The organism is Ruegeria sp. G7 (assembly GCF_056535465.1).
Window position 1 is genome coordinate 1,548,907 of sequence record NZ_JBQFIL010000001.1, and the last position, 20,203, is coordinate 1,569,109.

Here is a 20,203-nt window from a genome sequence, read left to right on the forward strand (position 1 = left end):
TGGATGCGGGTCCAATGACCTAATCCCGAGCGGTTGATGCCTGGCCCGACTCCGACGCCTGTCGACTCTGATCTGACCCTTCCCAAGCATGTAGATGTCGTCGTCATCGGCGGCGGTATTATTGGTGTTTCAACAGCATTGGAACTGGCCGAGCGGGGGATTTCCGTCCTGATCTGCGAAAAGGGCCAGATCGCGGCTGAACAGAGTTCGCGGAATTGGGGTTGGGTTCGCCTGGGTCTGCGGGACCCGCGTGAAATCCCGCTTATGACGCAGGCAGTTCAAATCTGGCAGGGGCTGGACGCACGCATTGGGCGCAGAACCGGGTACGTACAATCCGGCATCTTGTTTGGTGCCTCAGGTGCGCGTGATGAGGCAAACCTGACGCGGTGGCTGGCCAATGTGGAAGGGTTGCAAACGGGCGCGCAGATGGTCCATGGGGCTGCGTTGCAGTCGCTGCTGCCAGACAACACCCTGAACCTGAACGCCGCGCTTTACATGCCACAGGATGGGCGGGCCGAGCCGCAATGGGCCGCCCCGGCCATTGCCGAGGCTGCGCGGGATCGCGGGGCCGCCATCATGACGAATTGCGCTGTGCGCAGCGTTGATGTGCAAGCCGGGCGCATTGCAGGCGTGTTCACCGAACGAGGCCGTGTCACGTGCAGCCGCGTGGTATTGGCAGGCGGTGCCTGGTCGCGGCTTTTTGCGGGAAATGCGGGGATAGAGCTGCCACAGCTCAAGGTCCTGAACACTGTGATGCGATCGTCTCCGGCCGAACCGAGCCCCGGTCCCGCGCTTTGGACCGATGATTTCGCCATTCGCAAGCGTGCCGACGGCGGCTGCACGATCGCCTCTGGCCACGAGAATACCGTCGATATCGTGCCCGACAGTTTCCGGCTGGCCCGGCAATTCCTTCCTGCGTTTCGTCAGGAGTGGCGATCCCTGCGGTTCCGCCTGTCGCACCGCTGGCTGACCGAGGCACGGCAGGATCGCAGGTGGCTGCCAACCGATGTGACCCCGTTCGAGCATTGCAGGGTACTGGACCCTGAGCCCTCGCAAAAGGCGCTGCGTCAGTCATGGTCGAATGCGCGCAAGGCCTTTCCGGCGCTGCAGGCTGCAGAAATCGTGCAGAGCTGGGCCGGGATGATTGACGTGACGCCGGACGCCATTCCGGTGATTTCCGATGTCGAAACCATACCGGGGCTGTTCATCGCAACCGGGTTCTCGGGCCATGGTTTTGGTATTGGCCCCGGTGCAGGGCGGCTTGTCGCCGATCTGGTGACGCAAGCTGCCCCTTGTGTTGATCCGGCCGCCTTTCGATTGACCCGCTTTACGGATGGCTCAGAACTGCGGCCGGACCCCGGATATTAAGCTTCAGCCCATCATCTGATAGCTGACCGGGACAAAGCGGAACCCGTCGCCGCGGGTTTCGACGAAGCCTGCGGCCGGGAAGGGCATATGATAGCCGATCATCGGCACCTTGTCGGCGGCCAGCATACCCAGCACATTGCGACGAGATTGGGTGGCCGCGGCTTTGTCCATGTCAAAGCGCACCTCCCATTCAGGGTGGGCGAAGGACCAGACATAGTGGTTGGCCAGATCGGCGGTCAGCACCAGCCTCTGGCCGTTGCTTTCCAGATGATAGACCATGTGGCCCGGCGTATGGCCGAACGCCGCGACCCCGGTGATGCCCGAGGCGACCTCGCCCCCGTCGCCGATAAAGCTCATCTTTTCGGCCAGCGGCGTGACCTTGGCGGCGACCAGATCGCCGACGCGGTTACCGGCATCCTGCGCCGACCAGAAGTCATACTCGGGCGCGGCGGTCACATAGCGCGCATTGGCAAAGGTGGCGGCATCATTGGTGGTCATGCCGCCGATATGGTCGGGATGCATGTGGGTGATCACGACCACATCAATCTGATCCGGCGTCACGCCAGCGTCAGCCAGAGCGGTCTGAATGCCGCCCTGTCCAAGGCCGGTATCGAAGAGAACCAGCTCGGACCCGGTATTGACCAGCGTCGGCGTGAAGAAGAAATGCGCCTGATCGGCAGGAATGAAGTTCTCGGCTGAAACCTTGGCGAATTCTTCATCCGATGCGCCACCGCCAAAAATCTCTTTCGCCCCGTCGCGGGGCAGGCTGCCATCCAGCAGGGTGGTGACGGTGAAATCCCCCAGCTGAAACGACTTTGCGATGGTCGAATTCGCCTTGGTTTCAGCCCCTGCGGCCAGAACCGGGGCTGCGGCTGTTGCAAAAGGCAAAGCCGCCGCCGTACCAAGGGCCGCGCGGCGGGTCATCTTGATGGTCATCTTCTTTCTCCCTGTCAGAGCATAATGGGTTGAGGTAGGTCAGTCTGGGCCTGCCGCCACCTTATACCCCGGTCACATAGTCTGCGTGGTTGAACATTACGTGTTAATTTTTGTTTATGTCGCGATCTTCGGAGGACCGCCGCCCTTCGTCATTCGCTGGACAATTCGCCCATCCTGTGACAAGAGCCGCGCCAACAGGAGACTCCCATGACCACCACCCGTTTCGCCCCGTCGCCCACCGGTTACATCCATGTGGGCAACCTGCGCACCGCCCTGATGAACTATCTGATCGCCCGCAAGGCAGGCGGCACCTTCATCCTGCGCATCGACGACACCGACCCCGAGCGGTCGAAGGAAGAATATGTCGATGCGATCAAGCAGGATATGGAATGGCTGGGCCTGCATTGGGACCGCGTTGAACGTCAGTCCGAGCGGCTGGACCGGTATGCCGAGGCTGCGGACAAGCTGCGCGAGATGGGCCGGTTCTATGAGGCGTTCGAGACCCCGACCGAGCTGGACCTCAAGCGTAAGAAGCAACTGAACATGGGCAAACCGCCAGTCTACGACCGCGCAGCGCTGGCTTTGTCAGATGCTGAGAAAGAGGCGCTGCGCGCCGAGCGTGGCAATGGTGTGTGGCGGTTCAAGCTGAACCATGAGCGGATCGAGTGGGCTGATGGTATTCTGGGCGATATCTCGATCGACGCGGCCTCGGTCTCTGATCCGGTGTTGATCCGGGGTGACGGTCAGGTTCTTTATACGATTGCGTCCGTTGTGGACGACACCGAGATGGGCGTGACCGATGTGGTGCGCGGCTCGGACCATGTGACCAACACGGCGACGCAGATTCAGATCATCGAGGCGCTGGGCGGGTCTTGCCCGCGCTTTGCACACCATTCGCTGCTAACCGGCCCGCAGGGCGAGGCGCTGTCGAAACGTCTGGGCACGCTGGCCCTGCGCGATCTGCGTGAGCAGGGTGTGCAGCCGATGGCGCTGCTGAGCCTGATGGCGCGGTTGGGGTCCTCCGATCCGGTTGAGCTGCGTGCGGATATGGCCGAGTTGATCGACGGCTTCGATGTCACCCGCTTTGGTGCTGCCCCGACCAAGTTCGATGTGCAGGACCTGTTCCCGCTGACCGCGAAACATCTGCAGACGCTGCCGCTGGCTGACGTGGCCGATGCTGTGGCCGAGGCAGGCGTTCCCGCCGATCTGGCCGAGCCGTTCTGGGCGATGGCGCGTGAAAATATCACTACGCTGGCGGACCTCAAAGGGTGGTGGGCGCTGTGCCGCGACGGGGCAGAGCCTCTGATCGACGACGAAGACCGCGCGTTTATTGCCGAAGCGGTCGCGTTGCTGCCCGAAGGCCCGTTCGATGGTGAGACCTGGGGCAACTGGACCAAGGCCGTGAAAGAGGCGACCGGCCGCAAGGGCAAGGGCCTGTTCATGCCGTTGCGCAAGGCGCTGACGGGTATGGAGCGTGGGCCGGAGATGGCGGCTCTGTTGCCCTTGCTGCAGGTTATCCGCGCACGCGGGTAAGGAAACGCGCTTTGTGGCGCAGACCGGGGCTCCGCCCGTTCGAGGCTGAAACTGTCCGGTGGACAGTTTCCGGGACGCCGCTCACCTTCTGGCGGAAGTATTTTTGAACAGAAGAAGGGGCGGGCCGTTGTGCCTGCCCCTTTTGCTATGCAGGGTGGATGATCTTGCTGCCGAGGCGGTTGAGGTGGTCATCGACAAGCCGGGTTTCGTCTGGTTGCAGCTGTTGGTGGCGGGAATATCTGGGCGCGGCGCGATCGTTCAGGATCGGGGTATCCCAACCTTCGGTGGTCGCAAAGAAGCGGTCGGCACCATCGGAGCCGTAGGCGCGCAGATATCCCTGAACCACCACATCGAGATAGCTGAGCAGCAGGGGGTGCCGCTGGTCGGGCTTGATATGCTTGTGCTGCGGGACGGCGTAGACTGCGATCTCGACCTCCTGCGTCAGCGGGTGCGTGATGGCCTGCGTGGCGGGGATACGGTCATAGGCCCATTCGCGTTCATCCAGTGCGGCCCAGTCATCCTCGGGGACATGCGCGATCATGCCGTCGATTTCCGAACCCGGGTCCGGGATTGCAGTCAGAAAGGCAACCGGGCGCAGATCGGTGTACCTCCAGGCGCGGCGCCAGCCTTTCAGCCGCGCCGGTCGAGGGTCGGGAAAGTCGTGGGTCGACAGGTTTACGAGGCTTCCATAGCCAAAGAAATAAGGGTCTGCCATGGGGGCCATATCCTTCGGTGACGATTGATGTATGTCAAACAGTCTTTTTACGAGACATGCAATAAGGCAGCATCTTGAAATTTGGGAGGTCCACATGCGGATTACCAAACGGACAAACATTGCGGTGCGCCTGCTGATGTATTGCGCCGCCCATCAGGATCGGCTGGTCACCAAATCCGAGATCGCCGAAGTGTGCAACATCTCGGAAAACCATCTGGCCCAAGTGATCAACCAGCTGAGCCAGCTGGAGTATCTGAGCACGCAGCGTGGTCGCAATGGCGGCATGACGCTGGCGCGGCCTGCGGACCAGATCCGCATCGGCTCGGTCTTTCGCCATGTCGAGGGTGGTCTGCCGATAGCTGAGTGTTTTGCGGATGCCGACAACACTTGCCCCTTGACCGATGCCTGCCGTTTGCGGCTGGCGCTGCAGGACGCGGCCGAGGTGTTCTATGCCTCGCTGGATGAGATTACGCTGGACGCTTTGGTTTGCGACAATGATCAATTGCTGAAAATCCTGCAGCCCGTAGCCTGCGTGCGCTAAGCTCAGTCGCTTGCCCGGAGGATGCGTGCGGGCCGGACCGACAGCGGGCGCAAGGCAAAGGCCAGACCTGCGCCCAGTGTCACCGCGATGCCCGCAAACACGATGCCGAGCGCCGAGGACCAGATGATCGTGAACCCGGTGTCGAAGATGTAGGTGGCCACGGCCCAGCCGCCCAATATTCCTGTCAACAGCGCGACACAGCCTGCCGCCGCCCCAAGCAAAACCGCGCGCAGGGCGAAGCTGCACAGGATGCGGCCCCGGTTTGCACCCAGCGTTTTCAGGATTGCCGCCTCGTACCGGCGCGCGGGTTCGCCTGCGGCGGCGGCTCCGATCAGGACCAGAAATCCGGTCAGCAGCGACACCCCCGCGCCATAGGACGTGGCCGCAGCAAGACCTGCCAACAGGCCGGACACGCGGTCAATGGCATCGCGCACCCGGACCGCAGTGATATTCGGGAACTGCCCGGCCAGATCGCGCAGGATGGCGGCCTCGGCCTGTTCCTCGGCATAGACGGTCGCGATGAAGCTGTGGGGTGCCCCGGCAAGGGCCTGTGGGTTCATCGACATGATGAACCCCATGCCTGCGGTCGAGAAATCAACCTCGCGCAGGGATGTCAGTTCTGCGGTGATATCGCGACCGAGGATATTCACAGTCAGTTCATCGCCCAGTTTCAGACCCATCTCGGCGGCCTCTTCGGCGGCAAAGCTGACTTGTGGCGGGCCCGCGTAGTCGTCGGTCCACCATGTGCCGTCGGTGATGCGTGCGTTCTGAGGCGGCTGGTCCGAATAGGTGACGCCCCGGTCGCCGTCCAGGACCCAGTGATCGCCCGCCACGTCTCGGGCAGGCTGTCCGTTGATCCGGGTGATGATACCGCGCAGCATCGGGGCGCTTTCGATGCGGCTGACGGCGGGGTCGGTCTCCAGCCGTTCGGTGAAACCCGGCATCTGGTCTTTCTGAATGTCGACGAAGAAGTAAGATGGGGCCACGTCCGGCAGGTTGCCAGAGATGGCGTTGCGCAAGGTGCCATCAATCTGACCCACCGCTGCCAGAACCGACAGCCCGAGGCCCAGCGATAGGACAACCGAGGACGCCCCTTCGCGCGGGTCCGAGATTGCGGACAAGGCCCATCGCAGCGCCGGGCGGCCCCTTGCCCAAGGCGTGCCGATGCGCGCCAGTCTGCGGATCAGGAAGGCTGACAGCGCCAGTAACGCAAGCGCTCCGGCCAATCCACCGCTGGTCCAGAGCGTCAGCCATGTCGATCCGCTGAACCATGCGGCTGCGCCGATCAGCAGGGCCAGTCCTATGGCCGTCGCGGCGACGTAGACCGGACGCGGCAGGCTGCGCGCGGTTGACAGTGCGTCGCGGAATAGGGTTGCAGCCCGCACCTCTTCGGTTCGAGCCAGTGGCCAGAGGGTGAACAGGAACGCGGTCAGTACGCCATAGAGTGCGGCCTCGGCCAAGGGGCGCGTATACAGCGAGAAAACGGCAGGGACGGGTAGGCGGGTTTCGATGATCGGGGCCAGCAACAGCGGGATCGCGCCTCCGATGACGAGGCCCAAGAGGATGCCGATGCCCGACAGAACTCCGATCTGGAGCATGTAGGTCTGAAAGATCGTTGCGCGATCCGCCCCAAGCGTGCGCAAGGTGGCGATGGTTTCGGTCTTTTGGGACAGATAGGCGCGAACGGCTGCGGAAACGCCGATCCCGCCAACTGCAAGGCCCGAGAGGCCAACGAGGATAAGAAAGGCGCTCAGGCGACCCACGAATTCGGAAATGCCGGGGGCACCGTTGCGGGCATCGGTCCAGCGCATTCCAGTGCCGTCGAAGGACTGCCCGGCCTCTGCTGCCAGCGCATCCAACTGTGCGTCCGGTGGCAGGTCGAGGCGGTATTTGGTGGAAAACAATGTGCCCGGCGCCAAGAGACCAGAGGCCTGCAGATCCTGCGTGCGGACCAGCGTACGGGGGCCCAGAGCAAACCCATCGGCCGCGCCGTCCGGTTCATGTTCCAAGGCAGCCATAAGTGTGAAGGACTGCGTTCCAAGGGTGAAGGGGTCGCCGACGCCAAGGCCCAAACGGTCGATCAACGCCGCGTCCATCACCGCGCCAGGCAGCCCATTTGAGCCTGCGAGTGCATCAGACAGGCTGATCTGAGGCTGCAGGCGCACCGTGCCCAGCAGCGGATAGGCATCATCCACCGCCTTTACCTGTGTCAAACCTCGCTGTGCCTGATCCCCATCGCTGGTGACAGCCATGGAGCGGAAATCAACCACCTCCGAGACCGCTTGCGCTGTGCTTTCCATCCACGCACGTTCCTGATCGTCGGCAAAGCGGTAGGTGAATTCCAACTGTGCATCGCCACCCAGCAACGCAGCCCCTTCCTGCGTCAGCCCCGTTTGGATCGCTTGCCGGACCGAGCCCACTGCCGCAATCGCGGCGACCCCAAGGGCGAGGCAGGCCAGAAACACCCGGAACCCCCGCAGCCCGCCGCGAAGTTCGCGCCGTGCCAGACGCCCGGCCAGGCGCAGGCTCATTCGGCGGCCTCACGCTGAGTGTCTTCGGCGATCCGGCCATCTCGCAGCCGTATGACACGGTCGCATTTCTGCGCCAGTGTATGGCTGTGTGTGACCAGAATAAGCGTCGCGCCGTGGCGGTCGCGCAACCCGAACAACAGGTCGATGATCGCAGCCCCGTTGGTTTCGTCCAGATTGCCTGTGGGCTCGTCCGCCAGCAGAATTTGCGGGCGCGGGGCTGCTGCGCGGGCCAGCGCAACGCGTTGTTGTTCGCCCCCGGACAACTGTGCCGGGTAGTGATCGCGGCGGTGGGACAGGCCAACGGCGTCCAACTCGGCCTCGGCGCGCGCAAAGGCATCCTTGTGGCCCGCCAGCTCCAGCGGGGTGGCGACATTTTCCAGCGCTGTCATCGTCGGGATCAGGTGAAAGTTCTGAAACACCACACCCATCGCATCGCGCCGGAACCGCGCCAGAGCATCCTCGCTCATCGTGCTCAGATCATGACCCAATGCGCGGACGGTGCCTGAGGTGGCTTGTTCCAGCCCACCCATCAGCATCAGCAGCGAGGATTTGCCAGACCCCGACGGGCCGACGAGGCCCAGCGTCTCGCCCTTGTTCACGGTCAGCGTGATGTCATGCAGGATATCCACCCGTCCGGCATTGCCATCCAGCGATAAAGCGGCATCTTGGAGGGTAAGAACAGGTGTCGTCATCAATCAGGCCAGTCAGGGGAGTACGGTTCTTTGGGATATGGCGCGAAACTGAAACTCCGCAAGGCTTTGATGCCTTTGGCACTGATCTGTTGCGGTTTTACTGCGACGGCCGAGCCGGTGGTTATCGCGGCGATGGGGGATTCCCTGACACAAGGTTATGGCTTACCGGAACAGGACGGGTTTGTGCCGCAACTGCAGCGCTGGTTACAGGATCAAGGAGCGCAGGTACGGGTGATCAACGCAGGCGTTTCCGGGGATACCACCGCAGGGGGCGCGGCGCGTGTCGGCTGGACCTTGACCCCGGACGTGGACGGAATGATCGTGGCGCTGGGCGGCAACGATCTGTTGCGTGGGATAGACCCGGATACCTCTCGCGCGAATCTTGAAGCGATCCTGAATGCAGCTGAAGCAGCTGATGTCGAGGTTCTGTTGGTTGGCATGCAGGCGCCGGGCAACTACGGACCGGATTACAAGCAACGTTTTGACACCATGTATCCGGAACTGGCACAACAATTCGACGCGCTGTATGCCGAGAGTTTTTTTGCTGGCCTGACGGCTTCGGGCGATCCGGCGCAGGCGCGTCAGTATATGCAGCCGGATGGGATCCATCCCAACGCGCAAGGTGTCTCGTTAATCGTCGATGCGCTTGGTCCCGAAATTCTGATCTTGGCTGAGGAGGCCGCGAAATAGGAGCGGATCGATGCCCGGACGGTTCTTCCTGACACGACCGCTATCTGAGCTTGCCGATGATCTTGGGGTCTCGGTGGATATTCCCCCGCACCCCCCGCGCCAGAACATCCAACCAGGGCAAGAGGTCGTTGTTCTGACCCGCGAAGGGCTGACGCTCATGCGTTGGGGCATGATCCCGGTTGGTCGTGTGAATGCGCGTGGACGCCCGGTGATGGAAACGATTATCAACGCACGCGCCGAGACGGTTTTCGACAAAAGCGCCTTCGAAGGCGTTGGGCGTGCCGTTATTCCTGTGGATGGCTGGTACGAATGGACCGGAGAGAAGCGCCGCAAGACCGCGTGGCGCATCTCGGCCAAGGACGGATCGCCCTTGCTGTTTGCAGCCATCTCAGATGCCTGGCAGGTGCCGGGTGGGTTGCGTGTCGATCAGGTTGCCGCCGTCACCTGCGAGCCAAACGCGGACCTGAAACCCATCCATCACCGGATGGGTGTTCTCCTCGACCGAAATGGGGTCGAGCAATGGCTGAACGGATCACAGGAACAGGTTCAGCAACTCGCAAAGCCTTGGCCTGATGGGCGGTTGTACATTCGGCAGGCCGGTGATGTGGATTGGTCCGCGCCCTAGACGACTGTCACCACAGTTCCGATCGGAACCCTGTTATACAGATCGATAACATGCTCGTTCAGCATTCTGATACAGCCATTTGATACCGCATGCCCGATGGTTTGCGGTTGCGTGGTGCCGTGAATGCGGAAATAGGTGTCTACCCCGTTCTGAAACAGATAAAGCGCGCGCGCCCAGCGGGTTGTCTCCACCACCCGGCTGAACATAGTCGTTATCCTTGAAGCGGGCATAGGCAATCGGGTCCCGCTCGATCATTTCGTTGGTGGGGCGCCACGTGGGCCATTCTTTCTTGACGTCGATGGTGGCCGAGCCGGTGAATTCCAGCCCCGCTTTGCCAACGCCACAGCCATAGCGGATCGCTTTGCGTGGCTCGGTTACATAATACAGGTAGAATGACCGGGGTGCGACCAGCAGCTGACCGGGCTGAAACTCTTTTTTGATGCGCACGAACTGCGGTGTCGGGTCGTATTCGACCGCTTTCTTGGCACTGGCGATGCCGGGCAGCAGGCAGACAGCTGTTCCGGCCACAAAAGCGCGGCGTGTAAACATATTGCGTCCCTTCCAAAGACCAATGAGTTTTTGGTTCTAGTCTCGAAAGGATATCCGATTTGGTCAATCGGAGGGGATGTATAACTAAAATGTGATGTATTCTGCGGGCCACACATGCCTTGCAACGGCATGGGGTGGGCGGAGAGAAAGCTCCGCCCTTTGAACGGCTTAGGCCAGTTCGATATTGTCGGCGCTTTCGCGGCCGTCACGGCCGGCGCGCAGCTCGTACGTAACCTTCTGGTTGTCGGCCAGACCTGTGAGGCCCGAACGCTCGACTGCCGAGATGTGTACGAAGATGTCTTTGCCGCCCTCTTCGGGTGCGATGAAGCCGTAGCCTTTGGTGGTGTTGAACCATTTTACGGTGCCTGCTGGCATATCCGTTGTCTCCTGTTTGGTGCTGCCCACGGGGATGCGGCAGCCTGGCGTCGTAGTCTGGATCGAGTGACTGAGCGCCGTAGAAGGAGACAGTAGGTCGAAATAGAAAAACGTAAGCCCTTTGCATATGGCATCGGGGTGGGCGTGTGGCAAGGGGGGACTTGGTTAACGATTTGGTAGCGTTGGTTGCGGCAGGATACCCGCATGGGCAGTTACCGCCGCCTTCGATTGCCCGGGGTGAAGTAATTCTTCTTCGTGTCGTTAGCCGACAGACCATCGGATGTGTTGAGGCGAGAGGTTGCGCATCTGCGTGCTTCCTTTGCGCTGACTCCAGGAGAGACGCAGTTCTGGTTTGATGTGTTTGTGAGTTTGCCGGATCAAATCCACGCGATGAGGTGCGATCAGGGCGCGGTTCACCATGCGCGTGCGGGAGGCGAACCGTAGGCTAGGCTGAAGCCCGGCCTACTCAGAGACTCCCAGGTCCTTTCGCATAACTTTCAACACATTCTGTACAGCGGCCTTGCGCTCGGTTAACCCGGGATGTGTATCGACAAGCGTGTTTGCCGCTGATCGCACCGAATGCGGAGCTACAAGTTCGCATCGAGCGACCCAATGACCTACATGCAATGCGGCCTCCTCGGTTCCTTCGATCTCTGAGCGATGCATGGCCTCCCACAAGCCTACATAGGCGTTCTTGCGTTCTTGAAACCTAAGACTCCGGCGCTTGTCTGAACGTGCGAGGAGCCATTGGATTAGGACAGTGGCCAATGAGCCAAGGCCCAAGGCACCAACAATGGCTCCCCAATCAGTCACCGCGCAAACTTCTTATGCTTCAACCGCTTGGGCTCCAGCGCGTCCGGTCCCAGACGGCGCTTTTTGTCCTCTTCGTAATCCTCGAAGTTGCCCTCGAACCATTCCACATGCGCGTCGCCTTCAAACGCCAGAATATGCGTACAAATCCGGTCGAGGAAGAAGCGGTCGTGTGAGATGACGACGGCGCAGCCGGCGAAATCGACCAGAGCGTCTTCCAGCGCGCGCAGGGTTTCGACGTCGAGGTCGTTGGTTGGTTCGTCGAGCAGCAGGACGTTGCCGCCCTCTTTCAGCAGGCGGGCCATGTGGACGCGGTTGCGTTCACCGCCGGATAGCAGAGAGACCTTTTTTTGCTGATCCCCGCCCTTGAAATTGAAAGATGAGCAATAGGCGCGGGAATTGACCTGCGCGTCGCCGAGTTGGATGATCTCTGCGCCGCCGGTGATCGCCTCCCACACGGTGTCGTTGTCTTTCAGGTCATCGCGGGACTGGTCGACATAGGACAGCTCGACCGTGTCGCCCAGCGTGATGGTGCCAGCATCGGGCTGTTCCTGACCGGTCAGCATCTTGAAGAGCGTCGATTTACCCGCGCCGTTGGGGCCGATAACGCCGACGATGCCGCCCGGGGGCAGGGCAAAGTCCAGCCCTTCGATCAATTGCTTGTCGCCCATGTGTTTCGACAGGCCCTCGACCTCGATCACTTTGCCGCCAAGGCGTTGGCCGTTGGGGATGACGATCTGGGCGCGGGTCAGCTTTTCGCGTTCGGACTGCTCGGCCAGCTCGTTATAGGCGTTGATCCGGGCCTTGGATTTGGCCTGACGGGCCTTTTGGCCTTGGCGCATCCATTCCAGTTCGCGCTGCAGGGTTTTCTGCTTGGACTTGTCCTCGCGCGCTTCCTGTTCCAGCCGTTTGGCCTTTTGTTCCAGCCATGCGGAGTAGTTGCCCTCGTACGGAATGCCGCGGCCGCGGTCGAGTTCGAGGATCCAGCCGGTGATGTCATCCAGGAAATAACGGTCGTGGGTGACGATCAGGATGGTGCCCTTGTAATCGATCAGGTGCTGCTGCAGCCAGGCGATGGTTTCGGCGTCCAAGTGGTTGGTCGGTTCGTCCAGTAGCAGCATGTCGGGCGCTTCGAGCAGCAGCTTGCAGAGCGCCACGCGGCGTTTCTCACCCCCCGATAGGTTGGCGATGTTGGCGTCGTCGGGCGGGCAGCGCAGCGCCTCCATCGAGACGTCGATCTGGCTGTCGAGATCCCAGAGGTTTTCGGCGTCGATCGCGTCCTGCAGGGTGGTCATTTCCTCCATCAGCTCGTCGGAGTAATTCTCGGCGATCTCCATGGCGATTTCGTTGAACCGGTCGACCTTGGCTTTTTTTGCGGCCACGCCCAGCATGACGTTTTCGCGGACGGTCAGCGAGTCATCCAGTTGCGGTTCCTGCGGCAGATAACCGACCTTTGCACCCTCGGCGGCCCATGCCTCACCGGTGAAGTCGGTGTCGAGGCCCGCCATGATCTTCATCAGCGTCGATTTACCCGCGCCGTTGACGCCGACGACACCGATTTTCACGCCGGGCAGAAAGCTCAGGTGGATGTTTTCAAAGCACTTCTTGCCACCGGGATAGGTCTTTGAGACACCCTGCATGTGGTAGACATATTGATAGGCGGCCATGTCGCGTCCTCTGGGTCGGGGAAATTGAGTTGAAACGCTGGATATCCGAGCAGGGCGGGCGGGGCAAGCTGGTGGTTTTGTGAATTTTGTATGGCCGTAAGGTCCAGTAGAGGCGACACAACAAGGAGTGGTGGGGTTTTGGCGGAACTTGCGGAACTGATTGCCGGTTGGGCGCAACCGGGGCGAGTTGATTGGATTGGTCTTCGACCAGACCGACGCGCGGAGATGGTTGCGCTAGATGAGGCCATGATCTCAGCGGATGGCCTCAATGGCGATCGGGCGCGGGCAGGTAATCGTGCCGTGACCCTGATACAGCACGAGCATCTGGCGGCCATTGGCGCATATCTTGGCCGGAGCGCGGTGGCCCCTGAAACCTTACGGCGCAATCTGGTGGTTTCAGGGATCAATCTGGCGGCGCTCAAGGCGCGAGAGGTGCAGGTGGGCGAGGCCGTTTTGCGCCTTGCCGTGATCTGCGCGCCGTGCAGCAGGATGGAGGAAGCCTTAGGCCAAGGCGGCTATTCCGCCGTGCGCGGACATGGGGGATGGTGCGCTGAGGTGATACGACCCGGTCGGATCAGGCTGGGTGATGCGGTGCAACCTGTTGATTGACAACGCCCCACAGTTCTGAACATCAGCAAGGGATGGAGCGATATGCCATTCCATACGTACGGCCCGGACAGGTGATCGGGCTATTCGGCGGGTCCTTTGATCCGCCGCATCAGGGCCATGTGCATGTCACGCGCGAGGCGATGAAAGCGTTCGGGCTGGATCGGGTGTGGTGGCTGGTGTCTCCGGGCAATCCCCTGAAGACCCGAGGGCCCGCGCCTTTGCCACAACGTTTGCAGGCTGCGCGGGCGGTGATGCACCACCCCAGGGTCAACGTGACAGATATCGAGAGGTTGACCGGAACGCGGGCAACGGCAGATACGCTGGCCGTGTTGCGCGGGCTCTATCCGCACGTGAAATTTGTGTGGATCATGGGGGCCGACAATTTGGCGCAGTTCCATCGCTGGAAAGACTGGCGGCTGATCATGGACAGTATCCCCGTCGGCGTTGTGGCGCGGCCAGGGGATCGGATCTCGGCGCGGATGTCACCGGCGGCACGGCTTTACGCCAAATACCGGATCGACGGGCAGGCGCGGCATCTTCTGGGGCGGGCACAGGCCCCGGCCTGGTGTTTCGTGAACGTGCCGATGGTTGACGTCAGTTCAACTGATCTTCGCAATCGCGGCATCTGGGGGGCAGGGGTGTTGCGAGAATGACTCCTCTTGGCGCATAATCTTAATCTGGTGATTGTCTGCATTTAAGCTCTGGGATTCTAATAGACCCATGGTCGATCGTATTTCGCGTCGTTTCTTTCTGAGTGGTTTAGGGGCGTCTTTGGTGCCCGCTGCAGCACTGGCCGAAGCCCCGTTGGTATCCCTGCGCCCTCAGCTGCGTGGGCCGCAATCCAGCGCTGTAGAACGTTTGGTCAGATCGGCAGGGTTACGGGGTGACGTTGTGTTCGCCGTGGCCGATGTTGAGACCGGAACCCCGCTTGAGGAGTTCGGCGAAGGGGCAAGCCTGCCCCCCGCGAGCGTCGCCAAGGCGCTGACGGCACTTTATGCGCTGGATGTGCTGGGGGCCGAGTATCGGTTCGAGACAGCGTTGATTGCGGATGGGCCGGTTGAAAATGGCATTTTGCAAGGGGATCTGATCTTTGCCGGGGGCGGTGATCCTTTGCTTGATACGGATGCGCTGGCAACAATGGCGGCCAATCTGCGTGAGGCCGGCATCACCGAGGTGCGGGGCGCGTTTAAGGTTTATGAAGGTGCGTTGCCGTATGTGTTCAGCATCGATCCGGGGCAGCCGGATCATCTTGGCTATAGCCCGGCGATCAGCGGGATCTCGTTAAATTTCAATCGTGTGCATTTTGAATGGAAGCGTGAGGGCAGCGGCTATGGGGTGACCATGGACGCGCGCAGCGCCCATTATGCTCCGTCGGTGGAAATGGCGGCAATGCGCGTCGAGAGTCGCAGCCTTCCAATCTATACATATGAGCCAAGCGCGCGGCAGGACCGTTGGACCGTGGCCAAGGGCGCATTGGGCAGTGGCGGTGCGCGGTGGTTGCCCGTGCGCAAGCCCGCGCTGTATGCGGGTGATGTGTTCCAGACTTTGGCGCGGGTCAACGGGATCGTATTGAAGCGGGTACAGGTGACGCGGGAGCGTCCGCAAGGTGTGCCGCTGGTTGTGCATCAAAGCGACCCGCTGGACAGCATTCTGAAAGGGATGCTGAGATATTCGACCAATCTGACAGCCGAAATGGTGGGCCTGGCGGCGACAAGCGCGCGTGGCGCGAGGCCGCAAACCCTTGCAGATTCTGCCGCCGAGATGAACCGCTGGTCAGCCGCGGCCTTCGGCGCAGATGGGATCGCGATGGTCGATCACTCTGGGCTGAACGGCGCCTCGCGCATGGTGCCCGGCGATCTGGTCAAAACGCTGGTTGCGGCAGGGCAATCCGAACAACTCAGACCGTTGCTGCGATCTTTCACTCTTGCGGACAGTAATGGACGCCCTGTCAAGGATCATCCCATCAAGGTGGATGCCAAAACGGGGACGCTGAATTTTGTCTCGGGCCTGGGCGGCTATATCACGACGACCCAAGGCAACGAGCTGGCGTTTGCGATCTTTACCGCCGATATCGCGCATCGCGAGACGATCCCGCGCGCGCAACGCGAACGCCCGGATGGCGCGCGGGCCTGGAACCGGCGATCGCGCAAGCTGCAGCGCAACCTGATCGAGCGCTGGGGATCGCTTTACGGCAGTTAGGTTGCGTGTCGTGCCCGGGCACCCCGTTCGATCGCGGCGGCATGCAGGCGGTCGACGCTGAGCTCATAGCGGATTTCTTCCAGCAGGCGTAGCTCGGTCTCGGCCAGGGATCCATCGGCTGCGGCCACGTCACAGGCCAGGGCATAGGCGGTTTCATTCAGGCGCTCGGGCAGGTTTTCGCGGACCAGACCGAACAGCGCATCCAGCCCGTCTTCCTGCTCGAACAGATCGAACACGATCTGCGAGACGACTCGGGTGCGGTCGATGTCATAGCCCGCAAAGACCGGCAGCATGTTGACGGCGGCTTCGATCTTGACCAGTTCGGCAGTGCGAATGGTTTCATCCGAGGCGGACACCGCAACCATGATCGCCACAAGGCAATCCTGCGGGGACATGGGATGTGGGCTTTGCTCGGTCATGGGGTCGTCCTGAGTGATATTGGTTCGCGGGCACGATAGGAGGCGGTGAAAGGAGGTTCAACACCTTGTTGAGCACGAGCGAAGCCAAATGCGGCTATTGCGTGTTTCTGAGTGTTCGGGTGCGACTCACTCAAGATAGAACCAGTTTATGGTCCCGAGTTTTTCGAGATCGATCACATGTACCCCGTTCAGGTAGCGATGCGCGCCTGGATCGGGTTTGGTCGTTCCATCCAGCAAACCCAGCGTGAGTTCGGGGCGCGCCACTATTTGAATTTGACCGTCCAGCGGTTCCACGCGAAAAGATGTGTCTTCCGGAACGGCGCGACCCGACACAGATACCAGAATGCGCCGTGATCCTGTGATAGGTGCCTCATCTAGGCTCTGCACCGCAACTGCGCCCATAGGGTTCCGAATTTCGAACATAACGTCTGAGGTGGTAATCGCATTGCCTGACAACCTGCCTGCTACGGACTGTGTTTTCTTGGTATCGATGACGAACAGGCCGTCCTCGAAAGATCGGTAAAACTCTTCGGTATCTGCCCGGATGACTCGGGCATTTTCTTCAAGGTAGGATTGCCCGATATCCAACGGCTCGTATGCCATCTCATCTAGCCGGGTCGCTTGCAGCCAAGGTAGCGCGGGTGTGGCGGGCTTGCATGTCACCAACCGACTTTGCCCCGCTATTGTCCGTATGCCGATCGATGTATCTGGTGTTATGTTGGTGCCAAAATAGGTTTCGCGATCCGGACACAGGATGTAGGTCCTTTCTGCAAGCCGCACATGGCTTTGACGAAAGAGAAGGGCCGCTGCGGGCATCATTGAGATCATTGCGGGATCTTCCGCCATGCTCCAATTGCTGGGGCGCAGTGGCCCGTTCAAGGGCTGTTGCGAATAGCCATAGACGATGGGCGCATCCCATCCCTGATGCGCAGCGCGCGCGGCCATGCGAAGTGGCGCAGCAAATCTCTGTTCGCCGGGGAACTCTCCGATATTCCACTCGGAGATACTCAATGGCATGTCGGCGATTTGAGCGATTGCGATCCAGTCCAGAAAACCAGACTGGGTTTTTGGATCCCGTAGGATGTCGCCTTCAGACGCATAGCTGTGGGCGTCGATCATCGAGCCGCGCGTCAAGGAGGGAAGCCCGGCGATGGACATCCCGCCCCACAGGCTTGTGGTTGTTATAAGCCCTTCAAAGCCGGTCGCATTAATACCTTCGATCATCTTGTCATTGAACCGACGCTCAAGGTCATTGAGGAACAGTTTCGAAGGACCATGTTCCCAAGAGCGCCATGTCGCATTCGGATTCAGACCATGCTCGGACGCAAAGCTGTCGGCGGCTGCCATGTAAATCGAGTTGTGGATGGGCACGTCTTTGTCCGGCAGCAAAGCGTTTCCAAAATGATGGGTCAGATCATTTTCGTTGGTGATCATGACAGCGATCACTGCGGGATCTTCTGCGTAAGACAGTCCGGTGATTTTGTTGACATGGCGCAGATACATATCCTGATAGTCAAGCATCAGCTTTTCGATGCTGGGCGATACGTAGTTGAAGCCCTTGAGACTGGCCAAGGCTTCACCCTTCGCAATCTCGTCAAAATCTACTACGCCGTCGTTGGCCGTCAGTCGACGGCCGACGTGAAGGTCGAGCCAGATGTAGATACCTTCGGCTTTCAGCGCGGCAATCCACTGGTCAAGTCTTCTTAGCGAGCGAGGCTCCAGCTTAAGTGTTGTAGCGGCCTCTTCGCCAAAGATGTTGGGCTGCACCCAATGTGAGTCGTGGTGGTGAATGCGCACGAGGTTGTAACCGAGGCCCGCCATCCGCCGGGCGTGCGCACGCATGAAACGCGGTTCTGTATGGAACAGTGCATAGGCCTGCAGATTCGCGCCCCAAAAGCGCGCGGGCGTTCCGTCTTCAAAGAAAAGCTCAGCGCCGCGGGCCTGAATTTTACCACGAATGCCAGCAGGCCGGTGATTGAGCGTGCTGAGATCGGGAATGGGCGTTTCCAGATGAAGCGCCCCCAAGGGCCAAGTCTGAACATCTTCATTTGATTGCGCCGCTGCGATGGTTGCGCTCAATCCGACGCAGAACGCCGAAATAATCTGACGAAGTTGTAGGTTCAGACTAATCATTGGGTGTCTCGGGCTGAGCTGTGTATGGGTATGAAGGTTAGCGCGTTGCAGGCGTTCGTGAAACTACTCTCTGCTCGGTAGCTGCGTAGCTTTTCGGGCGCGCGCAGAAAAAGCCGCCTGTTTTATTGACTCATACTGCACCTGCACAATAACAGGGGCCGGTCCGGTCGCATGGTGCGATTGGCAGCTATCCCGATGGAGCAAATCTATGTCCGACCTGCGTGAAACCGCGATGACGTCCAAAGCGTGGCCGTTTGAAGAGGCGCGGCGGTTGCTCAAACGGTACCAGAAGGGCGCGCCGGACAAGGGATATGTGCTGTTCGAGACGGGCTATGGCCCCTCGGGGCTGCCGCATATCGGCACCTTTGGTGAGGTCGCGCGGACCACAATGGTCAAGCGCGCGTTTGAGGCTCTGTCGGATATTCCGACCAAGCTGATCTGCTTTTCGGACGATCTGGACGGGATGCGTAAAGTGCCGACGAACGTGCCGAACCCGGAGGTTTTGGAGCAGCATCTGCAGCGTCCGCTGACCTCGGTCCCGGACCCTTTCGGCGAATACCCGAGCTTTGGTGAATATAACAACGCCATGCTGCGACGGTTTCTGGATACCTTTGGGTTCGAGTATGAGTTCTACTCGGCCAAGGAATTCTACGAATCCGGGCAGTTTGACGAAGTGCTCAAGCGCGCGGTCGAGCGTTATGACGAGATCATGGCGATTATGCTGAAAAGCCTGCGCGAGGAGCGGCAGCAGACCTATTCGATCTTCCTGCCGCTGCATCCCGAAAGCGGGCGGGTGATGTATGTGCCGATGAAGAAGGTCTGTGCCGAGACCTATACCGTCACTTTCGATGACGAGACTGGCAAGGAATGGACGGTTCCGGTCACCGGTGGCCACGTTAAGCTGCAGTGGAAGCCCGATTTCGGTGCGCGCTGGGCAGCGCTGGGCGTGGATTTCGAGATGTATGGCAAGGAACATGCAACCAACGAGAAGATCTATGACGCGATCTGCCGGGCTTTGGGTGGCCGCGCGCCCGAGCATTTCTCGTATGAACTTTTCCTCGATGAGAACGGCCAGAAGATTTCGAAATCGTCCGGCAATGGCGTGTCGATTGACGAATGGCTGACCTATGCGCCGACTGAGTCTCTGGCCTATTTCATGTATCAAAAGCCCAAGACGGCCAAGCGGATGCATTTCGATGTGATCCCGAAAGCCTATGATGAGTATCATCAGCAGTTGCGCGCCTATCCCGGGCAGGACCTGAAGGCGCAGCTGAACAATCCGGTGTGGCATATCCACGGTGGGGATGTGCCTGCATCCACGCTGATGGTGCCCTTTGCGATGCTGCTGAATCTGGCGTCTGTTTCGGGGGCCGAGGACAAGGAGGCTCTGTGGGGCTTCATCCGCCGCTATGCGCCCGAGGCCACGGCCGAGACGCATCCCGATCTGGATCAGGCGGCGGGCTTTGCGGTGCGCTACTTCAACGATTTCGTCAAACCGACGCGCAAGCACCGTGCGCCCACCGAGCAAGAGCGTGAGGCGCTGGAGGCGTTGAAAGCAGCGCTAGAAGCCTATGACGGGCCCGCCGAGGATGAGGCGCTGCAATCGGTGGTCTATTCCATCGGGCGTGAGCGGTTTGATCCGATGAAGGGCTGGTTCACCGCGCTCTACGAAGTGCTGCTGGGCGCAAGCCAAGGCCCTCGGTTCGGCGGGTTCATCGCGCTTTATGGCGTGTCTGAAACCATCGCTCTGATCGACAAGGCGCTGGCCGGAGAGCTGGTCTGATTTGACCTGATCCCGCGTGGGGCTACCC

The 20,203-nt window shown here is 60.5% G+C and carries 17 protein-coding genes and 1 pseudogene; 9 read left to right on the plus strand and 9 right to left on the minus strand.

The window, feature by feature from the left end:
• Positions 1-36 precede the first annotated feature (36 nt).
• On the plus strand, positions 37-1,368 hold the full coding sequence (locus ACR3EN_RS07775) for an NAD(P)/FAD-dependent oxidoreductase (RefSeq protein ID WP_480871207.1): 1,332 nt from the start codon (positions 37-39) through the stop codon (positions 1,366-1,368).
• A 3-nt stretch (positions 1,369-1,371) separates the two neighbouring features.
• On the opposite strand, the gene ACR3EN_RS07780 is transcribed toward ACR3EN_RS07775, so the two are convergent.
• Positions 1,372-2,304, minus strand: coding sequence for an MBL fold metallo-hydrolase (locus ACR3EN_RS07780; RefSeq protein WP_480825843.1), 933 nt, complete (start codon positions 2,302-2,304; stop codon positions 1,372-1,374).
• A 207-nt stretch (positions 2,305-2,511) separates the two neighbouring features.
• On the opposite strand from ACR3EN_RS07780, the gene gltX reads away from it, so the two are divergent.
• Complete coding sequence (gene gltX / locus ACR3EN_RS07785; protein ID WP_480825845.1) at positions 2,512-3,837, plus strand: glutamate--tRNA ligase; 1,326 nt, start codon at positions 2,512-2,514, stop codon at positions 3,835-3,837.
• 145 nt (positions 3,838-3,982) lie between these two features.
• On the opposite strand, the gene ACR3EN_RS07790 is transcribed toward gltX, so the two are convergent.
• Positions 3,983-4,552: a gamma-glutamylcyclotransferase family protein gene (locus tag ACR3EN_RS07790; RefSeq protein ID WP_480825847.1), complete on the minus strand. Its 570-nt coding sequence runs from the start codon at positions 4,550-4,552 to the stop codon at positions 3,983-3,985.
• A 94-nt stretch (positions 4,553-4,646) separates the two neighbouring features.
• Between ACR3EN_RS07790 and ACR3EN_RS07795 the strand changes: the two genes are divergently transcribed.
• Positions 4,647-5,093, plus strand: coding sequence for an RrF2 family transcriptional regulator (locus ACR3EN_RS07795; RefSeq protein ID WP_480732999.1), 447 nt, complete (start codon positions 4,647-4,649; stop codon positions 5,091-5,093).
• A gap of 2 nt (positions 5,094-5,095) precedes the next feature.
• Here ACR3EN_RS07795 and ACR3EN_RS07800 read toward each other — a convergent pair whose 3' ends face one another.
• The gene (locus ACR3EN_RS07800; RefSeq protein ID WP_480825849.1) at positions 5,096-7,624 is read right to left on the minus strand and encodes an ABC transporter permease; all 2,529 of its coding nucleotides are present in this window, start codon (positions 7,622-7,624) and stop codon (positions 5,096-5,098) included.
• On the minus strand, positions 7,621-8,316 hold the full coding sequence (locus ACR3EN_RS07805) for an ABC transporter ATP-binding protein (protein ID WP_480825851.1): 696 nt from the start codon (positions 8,314-8,316) through the stop codon (positions 7,621-7,623). The genes ACR3EN_RS07800 and ACR3EN_RS07805 overlap by 4 nt, the downstream gene beginning before the upstream one ends.
• Positions 8,317-8,385: 69 nt before the next feature.
• On the opposite strand from ACR3EN_RS07805, the gene ACR3EN_RS07810 reads away from it, so the two are divergent.
• Both ACR3EN_RS07810 and ACR3EN_RS07815 read left to right on the plus strand, forming a co-directional pair.
• The gene (locus ACR3EN_RS07810) at positions 8,386-9,006 is read left to right on the plus strand and encodes an arylesterase (protein WP_480825853.1); all 621 of its coding nucleotides are present in this window, start codon (positions 8,386-8,388) and stop codon (positions 9,004-9,006) included.
• Between the two features lie 10 nt (positions 9,007-9,016).
• Entirely contained in the window at positions 9,017-9,631 is a 615-nt protein-coding gene (locus tag ACR3EN_RS07815; RefSeq protein ID WP_480825855.1) for an SOS response-associated peptidase, read from the plus strand.
• On the opposite strand, the pseudogene ACR3EN_RS07820 reads toward ACR3EN_RS07815, so the two are convergent.
• The 3 genes and pseudogenes from ACR3EN_RS07820 to ettA all read right to left on the minus strand — a co-directional run bounded on the left by ACR3EN_RS07820 (position 9,628) and on the right by ettA (position 13,032).
• Positions 9,628-10,180 (minus strand): annotated as a pseudogene (locus tag ACR3EN_RS07820) (L,D-transpeptidase). The gene ACR3EN_RS07815 and the pseudogene ACR3EN_RS07820 sit on opposite strands and share 4 nt — an antisense overlap.
• A 168-nt stretch (positions 10,181-10,348) precedes the next feature.
• Positions 10,349-10,555 (minus strand): cold-shock protein, encoded by a 207-nt coding sequence (locus ACR3EN_RS07825; RefSeq protein WP_480614380.1) that lies wholly within the window; start codon positions 10,553-10,555, stop codon positions 10,349-10,351.
• An 809-nt stretch (positions 10,556-11,364) separates the two neighbouring features.
• Positions 11,365-13,032: an energy-dependent translational throttle protein EttA gene (gene ettA / locus ACR3EN_RS07830; RefSeq protein WP_480871209.1), complete on the minus strand. Its 1,668-nt coding sequence runs from the start codon at positions 13,030-13,032 to the stop codon at positions 11,365-11,367.
• A gap of 225 nt (positions 13,033-13,257) precedes the next feature.
• Here ettA and ACR3EN_RS07835 point away from each other — a divergent pair, with 225 nt between their 5' ends.
• From ACR3EN_RS07835 to dacB, 3 genes are all read left to right on the plus strand, one after another.
• Positions 13,258-13,641 carry an MOSC domain-containing protein gene (locus ACR3EN_RS07835; protein ID WP_480825861.1) on the plus strand — a complete coding sequence of 128 codons (384 nt, stop codon included), beginning with the start codon at positions 13,258-13,260 and terminating at the stop codon, positions 13,639-13,641.
• 32 nt (positions 13,642-13,673) lie between these two features.
• Positions 13,674-14,294 carry a nicotinate-nucleotide adenylyltransferase gene (locus tag ACR3EN_RS07840; protein ID WP_480825863.1) on the plus strand — a complete coding sequence of 207 codons (621 nt, stop codon included), beginning with the start codon at positions 13,674-13,676 and terminating at the stop codon, positions 14,292-14,294.
• A 67-nt stretch (positions 14,295-14,361) separates the two neighbouring features.
• A complete protein-coding gene (dacB, locus tag ACR3EN_RS07845; RefSeq protein WP_480825865.1) occupies positions 14,362-15,840 on the plus strand; it encodes a D-alanyl-D-alanine carboxypeptidase/D-alanyl-D-alanine endopeptidase in 1,479 nt (492 codons plus the stop codon).
• Here the strand turns inward: dacB and ACR3EN_RS07850 are convergent.
• Positions 15,837-16,259 carry a tellurite resistance TerB family protein gene (locus tag ACR3EN_RS07850; RefSeq protein ID WP_480825867.1) on the minus strand — a complete coding sequence of 141 codons (423 nt, stop codon included), beginning with the start codon at positions 16,257-16,259 and terminating at the stop codon, positions 15,837-15,839. The genes dacB and ACR3EN_RS07850 overlap by 4 nt on opposite strands.
• 126 nt (positions 16,260-16,385) lie before the next feature.
• The gene (locus ACR3EN_RS07855; RefSeq protein WP_480825869.1) at positions 16,386-18,392 is read right to left on the minus strand and encodes a cellulase family glycosylhydrolase; all 2,007 of its coding nucleotides are present in this window, start codon (positions 18,390-18,392) and stop codon (positions 16,386-16,388) included.
• Positions 18,393-18,600: 208 nt separating this feature from the next.
• Between ACR3EN_RS07855 and ACR3EN_RS07860 the strand changes: the two genes are divergently transcribed.
• Entirely contained in the window at positions 18,601-20,175 is a 1,575-nt protein-coding gene (locus tag ACR3EN_RS07860; RefSeq protein ID WP_480825871.1) for a lysine--tRNA ligase, read from the plus strand.
• The last annotated feature ends 28 nt before the right edge of the window (positions 20,176-20,203 follow it).

Coding starts and splice junctions, on each gene's coding strand:
- ACR3EN_RS07825 (WP_480614380.1), bottom strand. CDS start 10,555: ATGCCAGCAGGCACCGTAAAATGGTTCAACACCACCAAAGGCTACGGC.
- ACR3EN_RS07815 (WP_480825855.1), top strand. CDS start 9,017: ATGCCCGGACGGTTCTTCCTGACACGACCGCTATCTGAGCTTGCCGAT.
- ACR3EN_RS07840 (WP_480825863.1), top strand. CDS start 13,674: ATGGAGCGATATGCCATTCCATACGTACGGCCCGGACAGGTGATCGGG.
- ACR3EN_RS07790 (WP_480825847.1), bottom strand. CDS start 4,552: ATGGCAGACCCTTATTTCTTTGGCTATGGAAGCCTCGTAAACCTGTCG.
- ACR3EN_RS07835 (WP_480825861.1), top strand. CDS start 13,258: ATGGTTGCGCTAGATGAGGCCATGATCTCAGCGGATGGCCTCAATGGC.
- ettA (WP_480871209.1), bottom strand. CDS start 13,032: ATGGCCGCCTATCAATATGTCTACCACATGCAGGGTGTCTCAAAGACC.
- ACR3EN_RS07860 (WP_480825871.1), top strand. CDS start 18,601: ATGTCCGACCTGCGTGAAACCGCGATGACGTCCAAAGCGTGGCCGTTT.
- ACR3EN_RS07850 (WP_480825867.1), bottom strand. CDS start 16,259: ATGACCGAGCAAAGCCCACATCCCATGTCCCCGCAGGATTGCCTTGTG.
- ACR3EN_RS07780 (WP_480825843.1), bottom strand. CDS start 2,304: ATGACCATCAAGATGACCCGCCGCGCGGCCCTTGGTACGGCGGCGGCT.
- ACR3EN_RS07810 (WP_480825853.1), top strand. CDS start 8,386: ATGCCTTTGGCACTGATCTGTTGCGGTTTTACTGCGACGGCCGAGCCG.
- ACR3EN_RS07855 (WP_480825869.1), bottom strand. CDS start 18,392: ATGATTAGTCTGAACCTACAACTTCGTCAGATTATTTCGGCGTTCTGC.
- gltX (WP_480825845.1), top strand. CDS start 2,512: ATGACCACCACCCGTTTCGCCCCGTCGCCCACCGGTTACATCCATGTG.
- ACR3EN_RS07775 (WP_480871207.1), top strand. CDS start 37: ATGCCTGGCCCGACTCCGACGCCTGTCGACTCTGATCTGACCCTTCCC.
- ACR3EN_RS07805 (WP_480825851.1), bottom strand. CDS start 8,316: ATGACGACACCTGTTCTTACCCTCCAAGATGCCGCTTTATCGCTGGAT.
- ACR3EN_RS07795 (WP_480732999.1), top strand. CDS start 4,647: ATGCGGATTACCAAACGGACAAACATTGCGGTGCGCCTGCTGATGTAT.
- ACR3EN_RS07800 (WP_480825849.1), bottom strand. CDS start 7,624: ATGAGCCTGCGCCTGGCCGGGCGTCTGGCACGGCGCGAACTTCGCGGC.
- dacB (WP_480825865.1), top strand. CDS start 14,362: ATGGTCGATCGTATTTCGCGTCGTTTCTTTCTGAGTGGTTTAGGGGCG.